We start from the raw sequence: 17,951 nt of genomic DNA, 5'->3' as shown, positions 1-17,951 counted from the left end.
ACCCTTAATTTTGTTTTTTAGTCTATTCTATTATATAAACCAATATATCATGAGACATAATATACGATTTTTATTGATAGTGACTATGCTTTTGCTGGTGACCGGTATCGGAACTGCCCAAAAGTTTGTACATCCCGGAATAGATATGAATTCAGCAGACTTGGAGTATATGCGTAACCAAGTTTTGGCGGGAAAACAACCTTGGAAGGATGCTTATGATTTGTTGAAGGAAAAAACGCCATTGGATTTTCAAGTAAAACCATTTGCCCATGTGATCAGTGGACCCTATTCCCAACCTGATATAGGAGGAAAGGATTTGTCTCAGTCGGCACGTATGGCGTATAGCTGTGCCGTCTTATGGTATATTTCAAGAGAAGAGTGTTATGCTGAAATAGTGATAGATATTATTGAGAAGTGGGCCAATACTTTACGCAGTTTCGATGAGAATAACGCCAAATTGCTTGTGGCATTGACTGGTTATGAGTTTTGTAATGCTGCCGAGATTTTGCGCTATAATTATCCTGGGTGGAAAAAGATAGATACGGAAAATATGACACGATTGATGATGTCGGCTTTCTATCCAACTATTCGTTATTATTTTCCTGTTGCAAACGGTAATTGGGATGGAGCTATTATGCATACCTTGCTGGCCATTGCTGTTTTTACTGATAATAGGGAATTATTCGATAATGCAGTCTATCATTATCTGCATGCTAATGCGAATGGCAGTCTGATTAAGTATATTTATCCTACCGGCCAGTGCCAGGAGACCCGTCGGGATCAGGGACATGTCCAAATGGGACTTTATGAATTTTCAGGAGCGGCACGTATCGCTTATACACAGGGGGTGGATCTGTTCAGTGCTGCGGATAACAGGTTGGCTTTAGGTTTGGAGTATTCTGCACGTTTTATATGCGGTGATTCTGTTTATGCTTATGGCGTTCCTTCGCAACGGGAACGGTTTAAATATCGTGCAGGATTTGAACATTGCATCGATCATTTTACGGCAAAGGGAGTCAACATGCCTTACCTGAAAGAATTATGTAGTCGTACTAACATGAACAATCCGGCAAATGCCCTATGGAAGCTGACTGCATTTCGTGAAGAGTTTCGGCAGAAACCTTCTGAACTTGTTGATATTCAGGAAAGTAATATCGCTTATCATGCAGGTGCGACATTGGAACAGGCTCAGCCGGTGGGGCATTCTGTGATCGAAGTAAATAACCGGGAAGATCTTCAAGCAGTATTGAATACGAATGCCGGTTCTGGCAAAACGCTTTTTTTACGTGCCGGTGAATATCGATTGAAACAATCCTTGACCATTCCTTCTGATATACATATCTGTGGAGAAGGGCGGAGCACAGTCTTGATTTGTGAACCGACGATCCGGACGGCAGCTATCTTATTGGGTGATTTGGATGCAAAAAATATTACGATAGAGAATCTTGTAGTGGATGGTTCCAAAGAACATCAGGAAGCTTATGATCCGAATTCCGGACGTTTCTACAGAACCGGGCGTTATAGTAATGCCTTGGCGGGAATTTCTATGAGAGGAGAAGCAGGACATGCTTTCAGCAATATTAAATTGAAAAATCTGACTGTGATCAACTTTTCCAGATCAGGAGTTTATATATCGGATGCGGAAGGAATCGAGATCGACCATTGCGATTTTACGGAAAATGGTGCACATGTCGTTCCCGGTCCAAGGCTACAACATAACCTGATGATCCAACACTCCTCCAATATTATGATAAAGGATTCACGATTCGATACTTCCATACGTGGTTGTGGATTGGTTCTTGATCATTGTAAGTCATTAAAGGTCGAAAATTGCGAAATTGCCAGAAATGGTTGGCATGGCCTGTTGATGGCCGAATGTCATAACGGCAAAATCGAAAATTGTCTGGTTGAAGGGAATGATGGATGTGGTTTTATGGGTGAATATCTGCATGATGGCTCTAACTTGATTCAAATTAGGCATAATAAGATTCAGTATAATAATGAGTATGGCATTCGGGCATTTGGCATGAAAGAAACAGATATAAAAGATAATCTTTATAGATGGAACGGTAAAGAAAAGCGGCAGGAATGGCTTTCTTCTGAGAAAAAACTGCAATTGGAACAATTATAATGGACAAATGATGAAAACGATATATAGTATAATTTTAGTCTTGTTTGCCAGCTTATCGGTTTGGGCAGAGAAATATCCGCATATTCTTGTCAAAGATGAGGATAAAGTGGCTGTGTTAGATAAAATAGAGAAACAGGCTTGGGCGAAACATATTTTCAATCAGACAAAGGAACGGTTGGCTGTCTATGTGGAAAGGCATCAGGCAGAACCGGATTGGATTTTGGACCGCTATTTGATGAACAGGATTCCCGGAAAACGTTATACCCGTTTTATATCAGATAAAGAAGGTACACAATTGATTGGTTACGAAGGTGACGCTCCGGTTCCGACTGTACGGGTATCACCACATAAACGTGCTCCGATCACACCGCAAGGCCGGGCTTATGTTGTTCCTGAAATGGAGGATATTGTCCCGAATGATACGTCTATGACAATGAATTTGCTGAATCCGGACACTCAGAAATATGAATGTGTGGACCCACAGGCATATGTGGGCACTATTAACGGAAGAATCAATGCATTGGCTTATGAGGCTTCTGTCATTTATTGGCTGACAGGAGAAGAAAAATATGCTAAGTTTGCTGCCGATATTTTGAACCAGTGGGTAAGCGGAGTTGTCTATCAGGAACCGATTGACGGCCCTGGACGTACCGGCTTTTTAGATATCCAGACGTTGGGAGATGAGAAAGAGAAGCCGTTGATTTTGGCTTATGATTTCTTGTATCCTTATCTGGTAAAATATAAGTATCCTTTGGAAAATTATGACAAAGCTTTTGAAAAGGTCGCTTGGACGTTGTTGTTTAGGGGATATACAGGGAATAACTGGTTTGCCGCTGAAAGTTCGACTTTGGTCGCAGCAGCGTTATCATTAAAAGATGCACAGAAAAGGAATTTTTATTTGGATTTTTATTTGAACCGGGATACGGTTGTGGATGGTTGCGGACAACTAAGCCTACCTTCCGCATCCAAGTTGTGGTTTACACCGGATGGGCATTGGAAAGAACCAGGAGGTTATCATAATTATCCGGTATCGAAGTTAATAGAAGCTGCACTCATGCTTGAAAATAATGGGTATCAGATTTTTAATCAATATCCGATTTTGTTGAATGCTTCTTATGTTATGTTGAAATATTCGTTTCCCGACTTAACCGCTTCCGCTTTTGGCGATACGGGAAGACCGCGCCAAAGCATGGAGTGCTTGGAGAGTGCTATTCTGATGGCCGACAAATATCAGCTACCGATTCTTCCAGATTTGTTGAATGCTGCCATGATTTTGGAACAGGCAGGACAATATGACCGTTCAAAATCCGGACTGACCGGATTGTTATGTTATTTGCCTGAATTACCGAAGGCAAAGAGTGGGGACAATCATCTTTGGAATAGATCGGAGAAGTTGGATTTTGCTTCTTGTTATCTTCAGAGAAATGGATTAGATCCGCAGAACGGGCTGATGTGTGTAGTGCAGGGAGCTACTTATAATCATAATCATTCCAATGGCATGAGCATGGAATTATATGGAGCCGGAACTGTTCAAGGGATCGATCCGGGTAATGGACCTACCTATGAACATCCGATGCACGTTAATTATTATACGCAATGGGCGGCACATAACACGGTTGTAGCTGCAGGAGCCTCTACTTCGGTAACTCCGTTTAGAGGTGGAGGTGGAACGAAAAGGATAGGGCAAGTAGAGTTGGTATCAATGGAACCATTAGCGGGTAAAAAGGCCATCTCTGATGAGTTTTCTTATACATTGACAAACTATTATGATGGTTCGACAAAGACCCATCAAGATCGTTTATTATCGATTCTTCGTATTGATGAGAAACATGGTTTTTATGTGGATTTTTATCGTTCCGATAATGCGATCAGTAATGATTATTTGTATCATAATATAGGGGATAGTGTGATTCTTTATACACAAGACGGAAAGGTTTTGAAACAAGAGGAGGTCTCGTCTTATCCTTGTGTTGGGGAGGACCGTCCGGGGTTACGATATTTCCGTTCGGTACGGACAACCGGACTTAATGAAAATACGGTTGTCGCTTTATTTTCAGCAAGACCATTAAACACAGGAACAAGTTACATGAAGATGTGGATGCCGGCCTCTTCAGATGTCTCTTATTTTACGGCTTTAGCACCTGGTGCGAAAACCGCTTCGTCTCCCTATCAAAACAAACCTTCTCTTGTTGTTACGATGCGGAAAGAAAAACCTGCTGTAAAAGAACCGTTTGTCGCTGTTTACGAACCTATATCAGATAAGGTATCCGCCGGTTTAATCGAATCTGTTGACCGGGTTAAATTGGATCCTCAGGGAGAAGAAGGTTGTGCTATTAAAGTAAATACAAAAGAAGGTGATACTTTTACATTGGTTAATATTTTGAAAGATGGACCTGTCATATTGAATAATCAGAAATGTTGTGGTGATTTTGCTATTTTTGCAAAGCGGAAAGGAAAAAATAGTGTGTATGTGGGAAATGGATCCTTTGTAGAAAATAAGGAATTCAAGGTTGAGTCGGAGAATCGAGGTAGTTTTTATATGGAATATGATCAAACCTCACTTCTTGTCCGTTCTAATTGTCCGATAAAAATACAAGCGAAGAATGGGATGTTGAAAGAACCTTTCTATTTGACTGGAGGCGAGAGAGTCTTTAAGATGAAGTGATTGAAAATAGTACCATGAAATAATAGGAATGTTATGAGAAAAGTAATTATTGGAATATTGATGTCCTTTTGTTTGTTTGGCATGTACCAATCGCTATGGGCGAACCATAGCATGCATCCATTAAAACAAATAGCCTTTGTGAAAAAAATGATAGGACGGAAACAGGAACCGTATCATACGGCGTATGTGCAATTGATCCGTTATGCAGATTCCATTCAACAGGTCACTCACCATGCACGAAATGACTTTGCTGTTCCCGGTTACTATGTGAAACCCGAAGAGCACCGGGCCAATTCGTTGGCGTTGCAACAGGATGCTTTTGCCGCTTATTGTTCTGCACTGGCTTACCGGTTGTCGGGAAAGAAAAGGTATGGAGAAAAAGCGTGTTATTTTATGAATGCATGGGCTACCATTAATAAGAAATATTCGGAACCGGATGGACCATTGGTGATGAGCTACTCCGGGTCGGCATTTTTAATGGCAGCTGAGTTAATGGATGATACGTCGGTATGGGACGCCGATGAGAAGCAGCTTTTTAAGGATTGGGTGACGTCCGTTTATCGGAAAGCGACAAATGAAATTCGTGAACGAAAGAATAATTGGGCAGATTGGGGACGTCTGGGCTCTTTGTTAGTCGCTTCTTTTTTGGATGATAAAGAGGAAATCGAACGTAATATCAAGTTGATTAAAGGTGATTTGGGTGATAAGATCGCAAGTGACGGTCATATGCCGGAAGAAGTTAGGCGTGGAAAGAATGGTCTTTGGTATACCTATTTCTCGTTGGCTCCTATGACTGCTTCTTTTTGGGTTACTTATAATTTGACGGGTGAGAATCTGTTCTTATGGGAACAAGAGGGAAAGTCGGTTAAAAAGGCATTGGACTATCTGCTTCGCTATCAAAAATCTCCATCTGAATGGAAGTGGTATGAAGGACCGAATGTTGGGACGCATGCCACTTGGCCGGACAATTTGCTGGAGGCTATGGCGGGTATATATGGGGAGTCTGCATATGGGGAATATGTTGAAAATAGCCGCCCTCATATTTATCCGGTACACCATTTTGCATGGGTTTTCCCGACATTGATGCCACTCTCTTTAAGTGGGTATAATCAGGGAGGTCAATCGTTTGTAGCTAAAAAAGATGCCGATATAGAGAAACTTAGAAAACGTTTTGCCATGCAATTACTAAGCGCTTCGGTTTCTGACAGCCGGATCAAGACATTGCTGGAAACACTTCAGCCGGATGGAAGTTGGCCGGGGATAGACTATGTCGATACTACCCGTACGGCTTTCCAGCATGAACGGCATCTCAGCAATATGTTGGCGTTAAGCATTGCTTATCAAAAGAAAGGGTCTCCTTACAAAGGAAATAAACAGGTAAGTAAAGCCGTTCATCAGGCATTGGCTTTCTGGTTGGAAAATGATTTCATTTGTGAGAATTGGTGGTGGAACCAAATTGGTACGCCTAATACGATGGTGAGCCTGTTATTGATACTCGACCGGGATTTGTCTCCGGAAGAATCGGAACGGATGTTGAAGATAGCGGAACGTGGGAATATCAATGCTTGGGGAGCACGTCCCAGCGGTGATCGCATAAAGATCGCAGGTTTGCAAGCGAAAGCGGCTCTTTTTAAAAGAGATGTCCAAGAGGTTGCCATGCTGATGAAAGTTATAGAGGGAGAAATAAAATTCTCGACCGAAAGAGGCATGCAACATGATTTTAGCTTCCATCACCGGACGGATTGGGTGAACAACACACTTTCTTATGGTTCCGGTTATGCCAGTGCTTTTATAGAATGGGCTTCGAATGTGGCGGATACGAAATTCCGTTTTTCGGAACAAGCTGTCCGGTTATTGATTGACTATTATTTAGACGGCATTTGCAAACAGATGGTTTATGGAAGGATTTCGGATCCGGGTATCTTGAACCGGGACATCACCCGGCCGGGTGAAGAAAGGGTGTGGAGCCCTTCCGATCCTGAAAAGTTGAGAAACCTGACTGATTACAGGCAAGCGGAATTGGATAATATCATCTGTTTAAGAAAAGGGGATTCCTCCTGTCGGCCGGGCTCTTTTGCCAAATTCTTTTGGAGAACGGATCATTTTGTGTTCCAACGTCCTGACTTTTATACTTCTGTCAGAATGTATTCTACCCGCAATGCCAATATGGAAGAACCGTATAATGGGGAAGGGTTGATGAATCATTTTAGAGGCGACGGGACAAATTATCTTTCTGTCAGGGGAGATGAATATAAAAGATTGACACCTGTTTATGATTGGATGAAGATACCAGGGGCAACGATTGTGCAATTGGATAAGATGCCGGGTGAGAATGAAATTCAGAAATGGGGATTGACTGATTATGTCGGGGCGGTTACAGATGGAACATATGGGGCGGTTGGTCTCGATTTTAAAAGTCCGCACACAGGTTTAGCGGCCAAGAAAGTATGGTTCTTCTTCGATAAAACATACGTTTGTTTGGGGACGGACATATCCAGCCGGATGAAGAACCAGGTTTTGACAACTGTCAATCAATGTCTCTTGAACGGGCAGGTGACCGTAAGCGATGCCGACGGCATTCATCCGCAAGAACGGGGATCTCGTATGAAAAAAGGGGTACGATGGGTGGTGCATGACAGAGTGGGGTATTATTTCCTCAATAAAGAGAATGTCATATTATCCAATCAGCGTACGGAAGGAAGCTGGAAGATTGCTAACCGGCAGACTACTACACCTACAGACATTATTCAGCAAGATGTGTTCACCCTTTCTGTCGATCACGGTAGCTATCCGAATAATGAAGGTTATGCCTATATGGTCGTTCCTTCCGCCGATCCGTTGTCTATCGAGAAACAGGTAGAAGAGGAAGGAGTGGTTGTTTTGGCGAATTGTCCTGATGTGCAGGCTGTCCGGCATGACGGATTAAATATGGCTTATGCGGTCTTTTATAAAGGTGGAACGCTTCGGATCCATGACAAGATCGTGGTGGAGATGGATGCTCCCGGAATGTTGATGGTGAAATATAACGATGCCGGTGAAATACTTACATTGGGCGTTTCTGATCCGACCCGTTTCATGAAGAAACTCCATCTGTCTGTTAATCAGAGAATCGTTGGGACGGCACAAGAAAATATACAAACCGAATGGGACGGAAAACAGGCTTTAACCCGGATTTCCGTAGATCTGCCTCAAAATGAATATGCAGGAAAGAGTGTGATATATAATAAGTAACTTAAATTTAAGAAGGATGAAAGCACGTATTTTGGTATGGTTAGTGGCCTTATTTTGTTGCCACAATGCATCATTTGCACAAAAAGAGTTTGTGAATGCTTCTGCCCGCTTGTCCGGTCATCCCCGGATTCTATTACAGAAGGGGGAAGAAAAAGCGTTGAAAAAAGTGATAATGAAGGATGCTGTTTGGAAAGATATTCATCTGTCATTAGTGGACGAAGCGGGAGAAATCGTAAAACTGCCCTTGAATGAACGGATAAAGACCGGCAGACGCTTATTGAGTGTATCGAGAGAAAATCTACGCCGCATTTTCATTCTGAGTTATGCCTATAGAATGACTGGGAAGAATGAGTTTTTGAAACGGGCGGAGAGCGAGATGTTGAAAGCGGCCTCTTTTTCTGACTGGAATCCTTCCCATTTCCTGGATGTGGGGGAAATGACGATGGCTTTGGCGATCGGATATGATTGGCTTTATCCTCAATTGTCGGTACAGACAAAGGAGGCAATAGAAAAAGCGATTGTCGAAAAAGGTCTGAAACCTTCCTTCGATGAACGATACAATTGGTTTGTCAATGCTGTCCACAATTGGAGCCAGGTTTGTCATGCAGGCGTTACTTATGGTGCTTTGGCTATATGGGAGAAAGAACCGGAGTTGTCACGAACTGTCATAAACCGGGCTATCGATAAAATCTCGATTCCTATGGGACATTATGCTCCTGACGGAGCTTATCCGGAAGGTATTGGTTATTGGGATTATGGAACATCATTCAATGCCATGTTTCTTAGTGCTATAGAAAAGGCCTTTGGAACGGATTATGGATTAAGTGAGTTGCCCGGTTTCTTAAAGACAGGCGAGTACATCTTACATGCCGTTACTCCGAATCTGAAAAACTTTGCTTATTCAGACAATGGAGGGACTGCATTTTTAGCACCGACTATGTTTTGGTTTTATGATAAGACAAAAGATGCCTCTATCTTATATAACCAGGTGCAACTATATAAAAAAGACGGACAAAAACGGATCAAAAAGAATCGTTTGGCTCCGGCCATGTTGATTTGGGGCGCTTCTGCCTCATTGGCGAATCCACAGATACCTGCTCGACTGTCATGGAAGGCACAAGGGGATAATCCGGTTTGTTTCATGCGTTCTTCCTGGAATGATTCGTCTGCCGTTTATGTCGGTATGAAAATGGGGTCGCCTTCTGTCAATCACGGACATATGGATGTCGGTAGTTTTTTATTGGAAGCGGATGGTGTCCTTTGGGGAATGGATATGGGAGGAGAAGAGTACAACAGATTGGAAACGAGAGGGGTTGAACTGTGGAATTCGCGCCAGAATTCTCAACGTTGGGATGTTTACCGTTATAATAATTTTGCCCATAACACATTATCATTTAATCATAAATACCAGGATGTAAAGGGCAAAGCTCAGATTGACGGTTATTCGGATCAGGAAAATAATATGTATGTTATTTCGGATTTGACCCCGGTGTATAAAGATCAGGTAAAAAGTGCAAAACGGGCTGTTTCCTTAGTCAATAAAGAATATGTGGTAGTGGAAGATGTGATTGAGGCAACCAAGCGGTTTACGATGATGACGTGGACGATGGTAACTCCGGCTTCGGCTAAGATTGTAGCTGATAATGTCATGTTATTGGAAAAAGATGGCAAGAAGTTGTATATAAAGGTCGAAGGTCCTAAAAAAGTTCGTTGGCATATTTCACCTGCCCAATCTGAATTTAGCTATGATTCGCCGAATCCGGGTATTTTAATTATCGGATTTGATACGGATTTGGAATTATCTGCCAAACAAAGTATTAGAGTATTCCTTTTACCGGGAGAAAATAAAAATGTTACATATAAATCGGTATTATGAAGATGAAAAAAGCATTTTCTTTTATCTGTGTAGGTTTAATGGCTCTTTCCTGTACAGGAGAAAGAGCGGGTGATTTGGTCAGTCAGGATTTTGCTTTTGCAGACCAGCAATTGCGTTATGCACTGACAGAAACGGAAAATGTCCGGATTTCTCTGGGTAAGACGCCGGAAGAACTACCATCTCCACGTAATATCCAGTCTGACGGCTCCTTGCGATTGGTTCGTGCCAGGGACTGGTGTAGTGGCTTTTTCCCTGGTGAACTTTGGTATATGTATGAATATACAAAAGATGATTTTTGGAAAAAAAAGGCGGAGTTTCAAACTGAATTGTTGGAGCCTTTAAAATCATATAAGGGTACTCATGATTTGGGTTTTATGCTCTATTGTAGTTATGGCAACGGATACCGTATGGAGCAATCGGATAAATATAAACAGGTATTGCTGGAGGGGGCAAACTCTTTGGCCTCTCGTTTTAACCCGGTGGTCGGTTGTATTCGTTCCTGGGATCATAATGGTGACAAATGGCAATATCCGGTTATTATAGATAATATGATGAACCTTGAATTTCTGTTTTGGGCAACCAAAGCATCGGGTGATTCTACATTCTACAAAATTGCGGTGACTCATGCCGATAATACGATGAAGTATCATTTCAGGAAAGATTATAGTTCTTATCATGTGATTGATTACGATACGATAACCGGTAATGTCCGAAACAAACATACCCATCAGGGATATGCTCATGAGTCTGCTTGGGCGCGTGGACAGGCATGGGGTTTATATGGCTATACGATGTGTTTTCGGGAGACTGGAGACAGGAGATATTTGAATCAGGCTGAACAAATCGCTTCTTTTATCTTTCATCATCCCAATCTTCCGTCGGATTTGATCCCTTATTGGGACTATAATGACCCGGAGATCCCAGCCTCTCCCCGGGATGTGTCGGCTGCTACGATAACTGCATCTGCTTTATATGAATTGTCGGCTTATTCGGATAAGGGTGGACAATATAAAAAATGGGCTGATACCATTATGGAAAATCTGACGGAATCATATAGGGTTCCCTTGAATCAGATGCATGGTTTTTTGTTGCATTCAAGCACCGGGCATAAACCGGCAGGAACGGAGATCGATGTTCCGATCGTTTATGCTGATTATTATTTTCTGGAAGCACTGCTCCGGAAAAAGAATCTGGAAGAATGACTTTTTTCAGTGTTGATTTAGAGCCTGTTTGAATTTTGTTCGACACTGTTTTGCTGTTTGTTTTCGAGGATATTTATCTGTTTTCATTATCGATGACAACACGAAGGTAGGGCCTCGCAACAGGCAGAAATACGGTTTGGGGAGTATCGGCGAAGATCGGTGCGGAAACGGGTAGGAAAAGGCAGAATATAGATGTCATTATGTTTTGAATATCAGTAATTATTTCTTATCTTTATAGGACGATAAAATGATGGGGATTATGATGCTGAATGAATTCGAAGTCAGGAGTTACGGGGGGCAGGAATTGGCGGTCTTTTACGGTCTGGATTTGATGCCGGCATCGGCAGGGAAACGGTTGTCCAAATGGGTGGGGGAAACCCGGAGCTAAAGACAGAGCTACAGGGTAACGGTTGGAGGAAAGGAAAGAAGATGTTGATTCCCCCTGCAGGTGAGGACGATCGTACAATATCTGGGTGAGCCTTGAAACAAGGGACTTCTGCGTACGAAACAAGGGACTTTGGTGTGTCAAACCATGGAGTTCGGGAGGTGAAAGACCGGACTTCCGGATGCGAAAGAAGGGATTTTTCTCGTTCCTGTCGTGTCTTTGCCGGTTTAAAGAGGGGCAAGGAAATGAGCTTATATATATATTAATATATTTATTTTAAGATGTAGGATTGAACCATAATGAACGGAAAACCTCTGTAAGCTACTTGTAATGAGTTGTTTATATTGTGCTATTGACTGCACCGTTTTTATTTGGAGGTAAAATGTTTGGTTTAAACAGGCTCTAAGATGTTGTTTTTGAGATATAATTATTTCGGCTATCGGATAAAAAGATTAATTTTGTAGCTCAGTGTGATGTTGTTGTCGCATTGAGCTAACTTTAAATTCGGACATTTATGAAATCAAGTCTTCTTATTTCCCTTTGTTTGGTATTTCTTTGTTCTTGTCAGGAACTCCCGATAGAAGAATATGCCGTGATTCCCCAACCGGCGGAAATTGCCTACACTTCCGGGTTTGTCAAATTGAAGAGCCAGCCCGTTGTCGCCTATCCTTCGGAGCTGGCGAATGAAGCGCAACTCCTTCAATCCTATCTGTCTTCCGACTTTTCAGTCGGAGCCGTATTGAATGAAGGTGGCGGGAAGGCGGATATAACCTTACAGTTGGACCCGACTGTTTTGCCGGATAAAAAGGAAGGCTATGTTTTGGACGCAATATCCGGGAAGGTCATGATAAAAGCCAATTCACCGGCCGGTATCCTGAATGGTGTTCAGACTTTGAGGCAGGTGATCAAAGAAAAAGACGGCAAGTTGATGGTACAGAAGGCGATCGTTACGGACTACCCTGCTTTTTCGTGGCGTGCCTTTATGTTAGACGAAGGTCGTTATTTCAAAGGCAAAGAAGTGGTGAAGCAACTGTTGGATGAAATGGCAGACCTGAAAATGAATGTCTTCCACTGGCATCTGACCAACGATCAAGGATGGCGTATCGAAATAAAGAAGTATCCGAAGTTGACGGAAATAGGAGCTTTCAGGGATTCTTCCGAAATCAACCATTTTGGGAGTGACGTGTATGACGGTAAACGTCATGGCGGTTTTTATACGCAGGAAGATTTAAAAGAAATTGTGGATTATGCGGCAAAACGCCATATAACGATAATACCGGAGGTGAGTATGCCAGGACATGCCAGTGCAGCTATCGCATCTTATCCCTGGTTAGGGACGAGCGGAAAACAGATAAAAGTGCCGGGGAAATTCGGTGTACATTATGAAGTTTTTAATGTGGCTGATCCTGACGTGATGAAATTCTTGGACGAGGTGACAGATGAGGTAATCGCGATCTTCCCCGGTTCTGTGTTCCATATCGGAGGTGATGAAGTGAAATATGATCAATGGAAAAATTCCCCAGCGATACGTGCTTACATGACCAAACATAATTTGAAGACTCCGGCCGAACTTCAGGTCTATTTTACAAATGAAATATCCAATATGTTGGCAGCCAAGGGCAAGAGAATGATGGGATGGAATGAAATTACCGGAGATAAACTGCACGAATATCAGTCAGATGCCGATACAGAAGGCGTGAAGCAGGAGTTGGCTTCCGGTACGATCGTCCATTTCTGGAAGGGAGACACGGCTCTTATTAGGAAAACAATAGAAAAGGGATATGATGTCGTGAATTCTTATCATGAATATACCTATTTGGATTATTCATACGAGTCGATTCCTATGGAAAAAGCTTACTCGTTCAATCCTGTACCGGAGGGCCTGACGGATGATCAGAAAAGTAAAGTATTGGGATTAGGATGCCAAATGTGGGGAGAGTTTATCCCGACAGTCGAGAGCATGAATCTGAAAGTCTATCCCCGCTTGGCCGCTTATGCGGAAACAGGGTGGACGGATGCTTCCAACAAGGACTATCAACGTTTTTTGGACAAATTGAATTCCTTTCTACAAAAGTGGAAAACGGAAGGAATTACCTGTGGTCCGGTTCAATAGGAAATCATTGTTAAATAATAAAATAACATCGATCTGGGTTAAACCTTTCGTCCGGCTCCAAGTCTATTATCCAGAAGCGCTTCAAAAACAAATAAGTTTAATATTAATAACAGGTAATTAGTTTATGAAGAAGGTAATAGGATTGTGTTTGGTTCTCTTGATCAGTTCGGTTTCTGTTTTTGCCCAAGATGGCAAACGAGGTGCAAAAAAAGGAGGTGATCCGGCACAACGTTGTGAAAAAATGATTGCTGATCTGAAATTGGATGAGAAACAGGCGGCAGATTTCCGTAAAGTGGAAGCTGAGTTCAGAGATAAGATGAAAGCGGAAAGAAAACAGGCCGATTTGGATCGTCGGAAGATGCGCGAAAAGATGATGAGCTTGCGGGATGATCGGGATGCGGAGATGAAAAAGATACTGACGGAGGATCAGTATAAACAATATCTCGAAAAGCAACGCCCCCAGTCTCCTCGTAAAAGACATGGTCGCAAGGAATGAAAAAACGACTCCCGTCTCATATTGTTTGGAACGGGAGTCATTTTTTATGGGACAAGAATTTATAATGTTTTTACTTTCAGGTTTCTCCAGAGAACCTTGATACCGCCTCCATCATGGATTTGCAGAGCAATGCGTCCCTGTCCGGCTCCGATCTTTTCATCGTTGATGTTGACCATCTCTTGACCGTTCAACCAAGTTTGGACATTGTCTCCCTGTACTTTGATACGCATGGTATTCCAGTCACCCTCTTTCAGGATATTTTCTTTTTCATCCGGGATTTGGATCAACCAGCCGCGTCCGTATGATTCATAGATGCCGCCAGTGTCATGGCCTTTGGGAGCTACTTCAACCTGCCAACCGTTCACTTTAACATCCTCTTCGATAAAGGAACGGATGAATACGCCGGAGTTCCCGTCTGCTTCCTGCTTAAATTCAACCGTCAGGTCGAAGTCGTCATAGTAATCGCGTGTAGCCAGATAGCCGTATTTCTTGTCCGGACCGCTTTCACAGATCAGCAAACCATCTTCTACATACCACTTTTCCGTGCCATAGGCTTCCCATCCCTTTAGGTCTGTACCGTTGAATAGCGTCACTTCTTTTGTCTTGCGGGGGAGTTCTTTGATCTTGATGTTACGGAAAGAAGCAGGGTATCCGTGGTCTTGCAGGCAAAGGACACCTTTCTTGGCCAAGCCGTATTCTGGGGCGTTTGCCCATTTACCGCTGTTCTTCTTTGCATACCAATCGTCAGTCCAGGCTTCGAATTCTAGGATTTTGACTCCGTTCAACCAATGTTCTACATGTCCGTTGTCGAATACGATCTTTGAATTGTTCCACTCTCCTTGCGGGTTTACTTTCATTTTTGCCTTGTCGGGGAGGTGCATGGCGTAGTCGACACCCAACTTCTGCCATTCTTCCAGTGGTTCGGGGAAGTTAGGTTCGTCTATTAACTGATATTCCGGTCCCGTGACGTATGGAACGGCGAATTGGGGACGTTCGACTACATGGTATAGCATACCGCTGTTGCCTCCTTTGGACAATTTCCAGTCCCAAGACAATTCGAAGTTCTCATACTGCTTGTCGGTTACGATATAACCACTCGCGTCGCTACCGTCTCCTTTTGCTTGGATGCATCCGTCAACCACATGCCAGGGTTGTGTCAGGGTTGTTCCGTTGTAATCTTTCCAGCCGTTTAATGTTTTGCCGTCGAAGAGGAGTTGCCAGCCGTCTGCGATTTCTTCGGGTGTAAGTGTATTGGGTTCAACACTGGTACACGAAGAAAATAGGGCCAACGATATGGCACAAGTAGACAAAAAGCCGGTGGCTGTCGTTCTTTTCATTACTGATTCCATTCTAGAATTAAGTTTTTAGGTGAATAATTGATATGGTGACAAAGATACATTATAGTAATGAGTTTCCAAATTCATTACTACGATTTGAGAAATCCAAAAGTATAGATGTTTTATCAGTATACCGTCTTTCCATGTACATTATAAAGATCTATAAAATCATTCCGTATATCCATAAACTGTTGTAAAGTGAGAGATAAAAGAAGTTGCAGTTGTAACGTTCAGAGGTTCAGGAGTTAGCGTAAAGAGATAGCAACCGGGTGAAAAAAAGTTGCAGAAATGTTTGGTGGATATGTTGTAAAGCACTACTTTTGCATCCGCATTCGAGAGAGAACGCAGGTGTTTAAATGATGAAACAAAAAACTTTTGAAAAAAGTTCCGATAAAATTTGGAAGTTAAAAATAAAAGTTATTATCTTTGCACCCACGTTCGCTAAGAGAAAGCGAAAAAAAGTTCTTTGAAAGCATTACATATCAACAAGTAGTACAAGAGACGTAGTAGGAATACTGACATACCGTCAAGACTACAATAGACAGATAGAGATTCTGAGCAAAAGGTATAAACAAAATCAACAACGAAGAGTTTGATCCTGGCTCAGGATGAACGCTAGCGACAGGCTTAACACATGCAAGTCGAGGGGCAGCATGATTTGTAGCAATACAGATTGATGGCGACCGGCGCACGGGTGAGTAACGCGTATGCAACTTACCTATCAGAGGGGGATAGCCCGGCGAAAGTCGGATTAATACCCCATAAAACAGGGGTCCCGCATGGGAATATTTGTTAAAGATTCATCGCTGATAGATAGGCATGCGTTCCATTAGGCAGTTGGCGGGGTAACGGCCCACCAAACCGACGATGGATAGGGGTTCTGAGAGGAAGGTCCCCCACATTGGTACTGAGACACGGACCAAACTCCTACGGGAGGCAGCAGTGAGGAATATTGGTCAATGGCCGAGAGGCTGAACCAGCCAAGTCGCGTGAAGGAAGAAGGATCTATGGTTTGTAAACTTCTTTTATAGGGGAATAAAGTGGAGGACGTGTCCTTTTTTGTATGTACCCTATGAATAAGCATCGGCTAACTCCGTGCCAGCAGCCGCGGTAATACGGAGGATGCGAGCGTTATCCGGATTTATTGGGTTTAAAGGGTGCGTAGGTGGTGATTTAAGTCAGCGGTGAAAGTTTGTGGCTCAACCATAAAATTGCCGTTGAAACTGGGTTACTTGAGTGTGTTTGAGGTAGGCGGAATGCGTGGTGTAGCGGTGAAATGCATAGATATCACGCAGAACTCCGATTGCGAAGGCAGCTTACTAAACCATAACTGACACTGAAGCACGAAAGCGTGGGGATCAAACAGGATTAGATACCCTGGTAGTCCACGCAGTAAACGATGATTACTAGGAGTTTGCGATACAATGTAAGCTCTACAGCGAAAGCGTTAAGTAATCCACCTGGGGAGTACGCCGGCAACGGTGAAACTCAAAGGAATTGACGGGGGCCCGCACAAGCGGAGGAACATGTGGTTTAATTCGATGATACGCGAGGAACCTTACCCGGGTTTGAACGTAGTCTGACCGGAGTGGAAACACTCCTTCTAGCAATAGCAGATTACGAGGTGCTGCATGGTTGTCGTCAGCTCGTGCCGTGAGGTGTCGGCTTAAGTGCCATAACGAGCGCAACCCTTATCACTAGTTACTAACAGGTGAAGCTGAGGACTCTGGTGAGACTGCCAGCGTAAGCTGTGAGGAAGGTGGGGATGACGTCAAATCAGCACGGCCCTTACATCCGGGGCGACACACGTGTTACAATGGCATGGACAAAGGGCAGCTACCTGGCGACAGGATGCTAATCTCCAAACCATGTCTCAGTTCGGATCGGAGTCTGCAACTCGACTCCGTGAAGCTGGATTCGCTAGTAATCGCGCATCAGCCATGGCGCGGTGAATACGTTCCCGGGCCTTGTACACACCGCCCGTCAAGCCATGGGAGCCGGGGGTACCTGAAGTCCGTAACCGCAAGGATCGGCCTAGGGTAAAACTGGTGACTGGGGCTAAGTCGTAACAAGGTAGCCGTACCGGAAGGTGCGGCTGGAACACCTCCTTTCTGGAGCTGGAATCTCTAGATTAAGTCCGATGAGGTATGTAGCTCTCTGGTACTACGGTTGAATATGTATATATATATGATCTTAAACTGGAAAGACCAGTATATAGAGAGAAAGATGATGCTGAGATGAAAATTTCAGGCACATAACGGTTGACAGTCCTATAGCTCAGTTGGTTAGAGCGCTACACTGATAATGTAGAGGTCGGCAGTTCAACTCTGCCTGGGACTACCAGTTGAAAAACGGGGGATTAGCTCAGCTGGCTAGAGCATCTGCTTTGCACGCAGAGGGTCAACGGTTCGAATCCGTTATTCTCCACGATAAACTCCGTAAGGGGTAAAAAAAGATCTTTGACGTATTGGACAACTTCAAAAAAGTAAAGTAACAAAAAAATAGAGCAAGCTGA

The 17,951-nt window shown here is 43.2% G+C and carries 9 protein-coding genes, 2 tRNA genes and 1 rRNA gene; 11 read left to right on the top strand and 1 reads right to left on the bottom strand.

The features are described from left to right. Positions 1–49 precede the first annotated feature (49 nt). From NQ542_RS11745 to NQ542_RS11710, 8 genes are all read left to right on the top strand, one after another. The gene (locus tag NQ542_RS11745) at positions 50–2,131 is read left to right on the top strand and encodes a right-handed parallel beta-helix repeat-containing protein (RefSeq protein WP_005649432.1); all 2,082 of its coding nucleotides are present in this window, start codon (positions 50–52) and stop codon (positions 2,129–2,131) included. A 7-nt stretch (positions 2,132–2,138) separates the two neighbouring features. Next, positions 2,139–4,796 carry a heparinase II/III family protein gene (locus tag NQ542_RS11740; protein WP_005634021.1) on the top strand — a complete coding sequence of 886 codons (2,658 nt, stop codon included), beginning with the start codon at positions 2,139–2,141 and terminating at the stop codon, positions 4,794–4,796. Positions 4,797–4,943: 147 nt separating this feature from the next. Then, a complete protein-coding gene (locus NQ542_RS11735) occupies positions 4,944–8,027 on the top strand; it encodes a polysaccharide lyase family 8 super-sandwich domain-containing protein (RefSeq protein ID WP_229055956.1) in 3,084 nt (1,027 codons plus the stop codon). 16 nt (positions 8,028–8,043) lie between these two features. Further along, entirely contained in the window at positions 8,044–9,903 is a 1,860-nt protein-coding gene (locus NQ542_RS11730) for a heparinase II/III domain-containing protein (RefSeq protein WP_005634017.1), read from the top strand. Then, positions 9,900–11,105 (top strand): glycoside hydrolase family 88 protein, encoded by a 1,206-nt coding sequence (locus tag NQ542_RS11725; RefSeq protein WP_005634015.1) that lies wholly within the window; start codon positions 9,900–9,902, stop codon positions 11,103–11,105. Before NQ542_RS11730 ends, NQ542_RS11725 begins: the two co-directional genes overlap by 4 nt. Before the next feature lie 259 nt (positions 11,106–11,364). Further along, the gene (locus tag NQ542_RS11720; RefSeq protein ID WP_005649423.1) at positions 11,365–11,493 is read left to right on the top strand and encodes a DUF4248 domain-containing protein; all 129 of its coding nucleotides are present in this window, start codon (positions 11,365–11,367) and stop codon (positions 11,491–11,493) included. A 511-nt stretch (positions 11,494–12,004) separates the two neighbouring features. Beyond that, positions 12,005–13,603: a beta-N-acetylhexosaminidase gene (locus NQ542_RS11715; RefSeq protein ID WP_005634007.1), complete on the top strand. Its 1,599-nt coding sequence runs from the start codon at positions 12,005–12,007 to the stop codon at positions 13,601–13,603. A 124-nt stretch (positions 13,604–13,727) separates the two neighbouring features. Continuing rightward, on the top strand, positions 13,728–14,099 hold the full coding sequence (locus tag NQ542_RS11710) for a hypothetical protein (RefSeq protein WP_005634005.1): 372 nt from the start codon (positions 13,728–13,730) through the stop codon (positions 14,097–14,099). Between the two features lie 59 nt (positions 14,100–14,158). Here the strand turns inward: NQ542_RS11710 and NQ542_RS11705 are convergent, their stop codons facing one another. Further along, on the bottom strand, positions 14,159–15,448 hold the full coding sequence (locus NQ542_RS11705) for a 3-keto-disaccharide hydrolase (RefSeq protein ID WP_005634004.1): 1,290 nt from the start codon (positions 15,446–15,448) through the stop codon (positions 14,159–14,161). A gap of 568 nt (positions 15,449–16,016) precedes the next feature. Between NQ542_RS11705 and NQ542_RS11700 the strand changes: the two genes are divergently transcribed. From NQ542_RS11700 to NQ542_RS11690, 3 genes are all read left to right on the top strand, one after another. After that, positions 16,017–17,547: ribosomal RNA gene (locus tag NQ542_RS11700) — 16S ribosomal RNA — on the top strand. A 155-nt stretch (positions 17,548–17,702) separates the two neighbouring features. After that, positions 17,703–17,779 (top strand) — tRNA-Ile (locus NQ542_RS11695). Between the two features lie 10 nt (positions 17,780–17,789). Beyond that, positions 17,790–17,863, top strand: a tRNA-Ala gene (locus tag NQ542_RS11690). Positions 17,864–17,951 lie beyond the last annotated feature (88 nt).

The organism is Parabacteroides merdae ATCC 43184 (assembly GCF_025151215.1).
Taxonomy (GTDB): domain Bacteria; phylum Bacteroidota; class Bacteroidia; order Bacteroidales; family Tannerellaceae; genus Parabacteroides; species Parabacteroides merdae.
The sequence above is the reverse complement of the archived record's forward strand: the minus strand, read 5'-3'. Positions and strand labels throughout refer to the sequence as shown.

Coding starts and splice junctions, on each gene's coding strand:
- NQ542_RS11745 (WP_005649432.1), top strand. CDS start 50: ATGAGACATAATATACGATTTTTATTGATAGTGACTATGCTTTTGCTG.
- NQ542_RS11740 (WP_005634021.1), top strand. CDS start 2,139: ATGATGAAAACGATATATAGTATAATTTTAGTCTTGTTTGCCAGCTTA.
- NQ542_RS11735 (WP_229055956.1), top strand. CDS start 4,944: ATGATAGGACGGAAACAGGAACCGTATCATACGGCGTATGTGCAATTG.
- NQ542_RS11730 (WP_005634017.1), top strand. CDS start 8,044: ATGAAAGCACGTATTTTGGTATGGTTAGTGGCCTTATTTTGTTGCCAC.
- NQ542_RS11725 (WP_005634015.1), top strand. CDS start 9,900: ATGAAGATGAAAAAAGCATTTTCTTTTATCTGTGTAGGTTTAATGGCT.
- NQ542_RS11720 (WP_005649423.1), top strand. CDS start 11,365: ATGATGCTGAATGAATTCGAAGTCAGGAGTTACGGGGGGCAGGAATTG.
- NQ542_RS11715 (WP_005634007.1), top strand. CDS start 12,005: ATGAAATCAAGTCTTCTTATTTCCCTTTGTTTGGTATTTCTTTGTTCT.
- NQ542_RS11710 (WP_005634005.1), top strand. CDS start 13,728: ATGAAGAAGGTAATAGGATTGTGTTTGGTTCTCTTGATCAGTTCGGTT.
- NQ542_RS11705 (WP_005634004.1), bottom strand. CDS start 15,448: ATGGAATCAGTAATGAAAAGAACGACAGCCACCGGCTTTTTGTCTACT.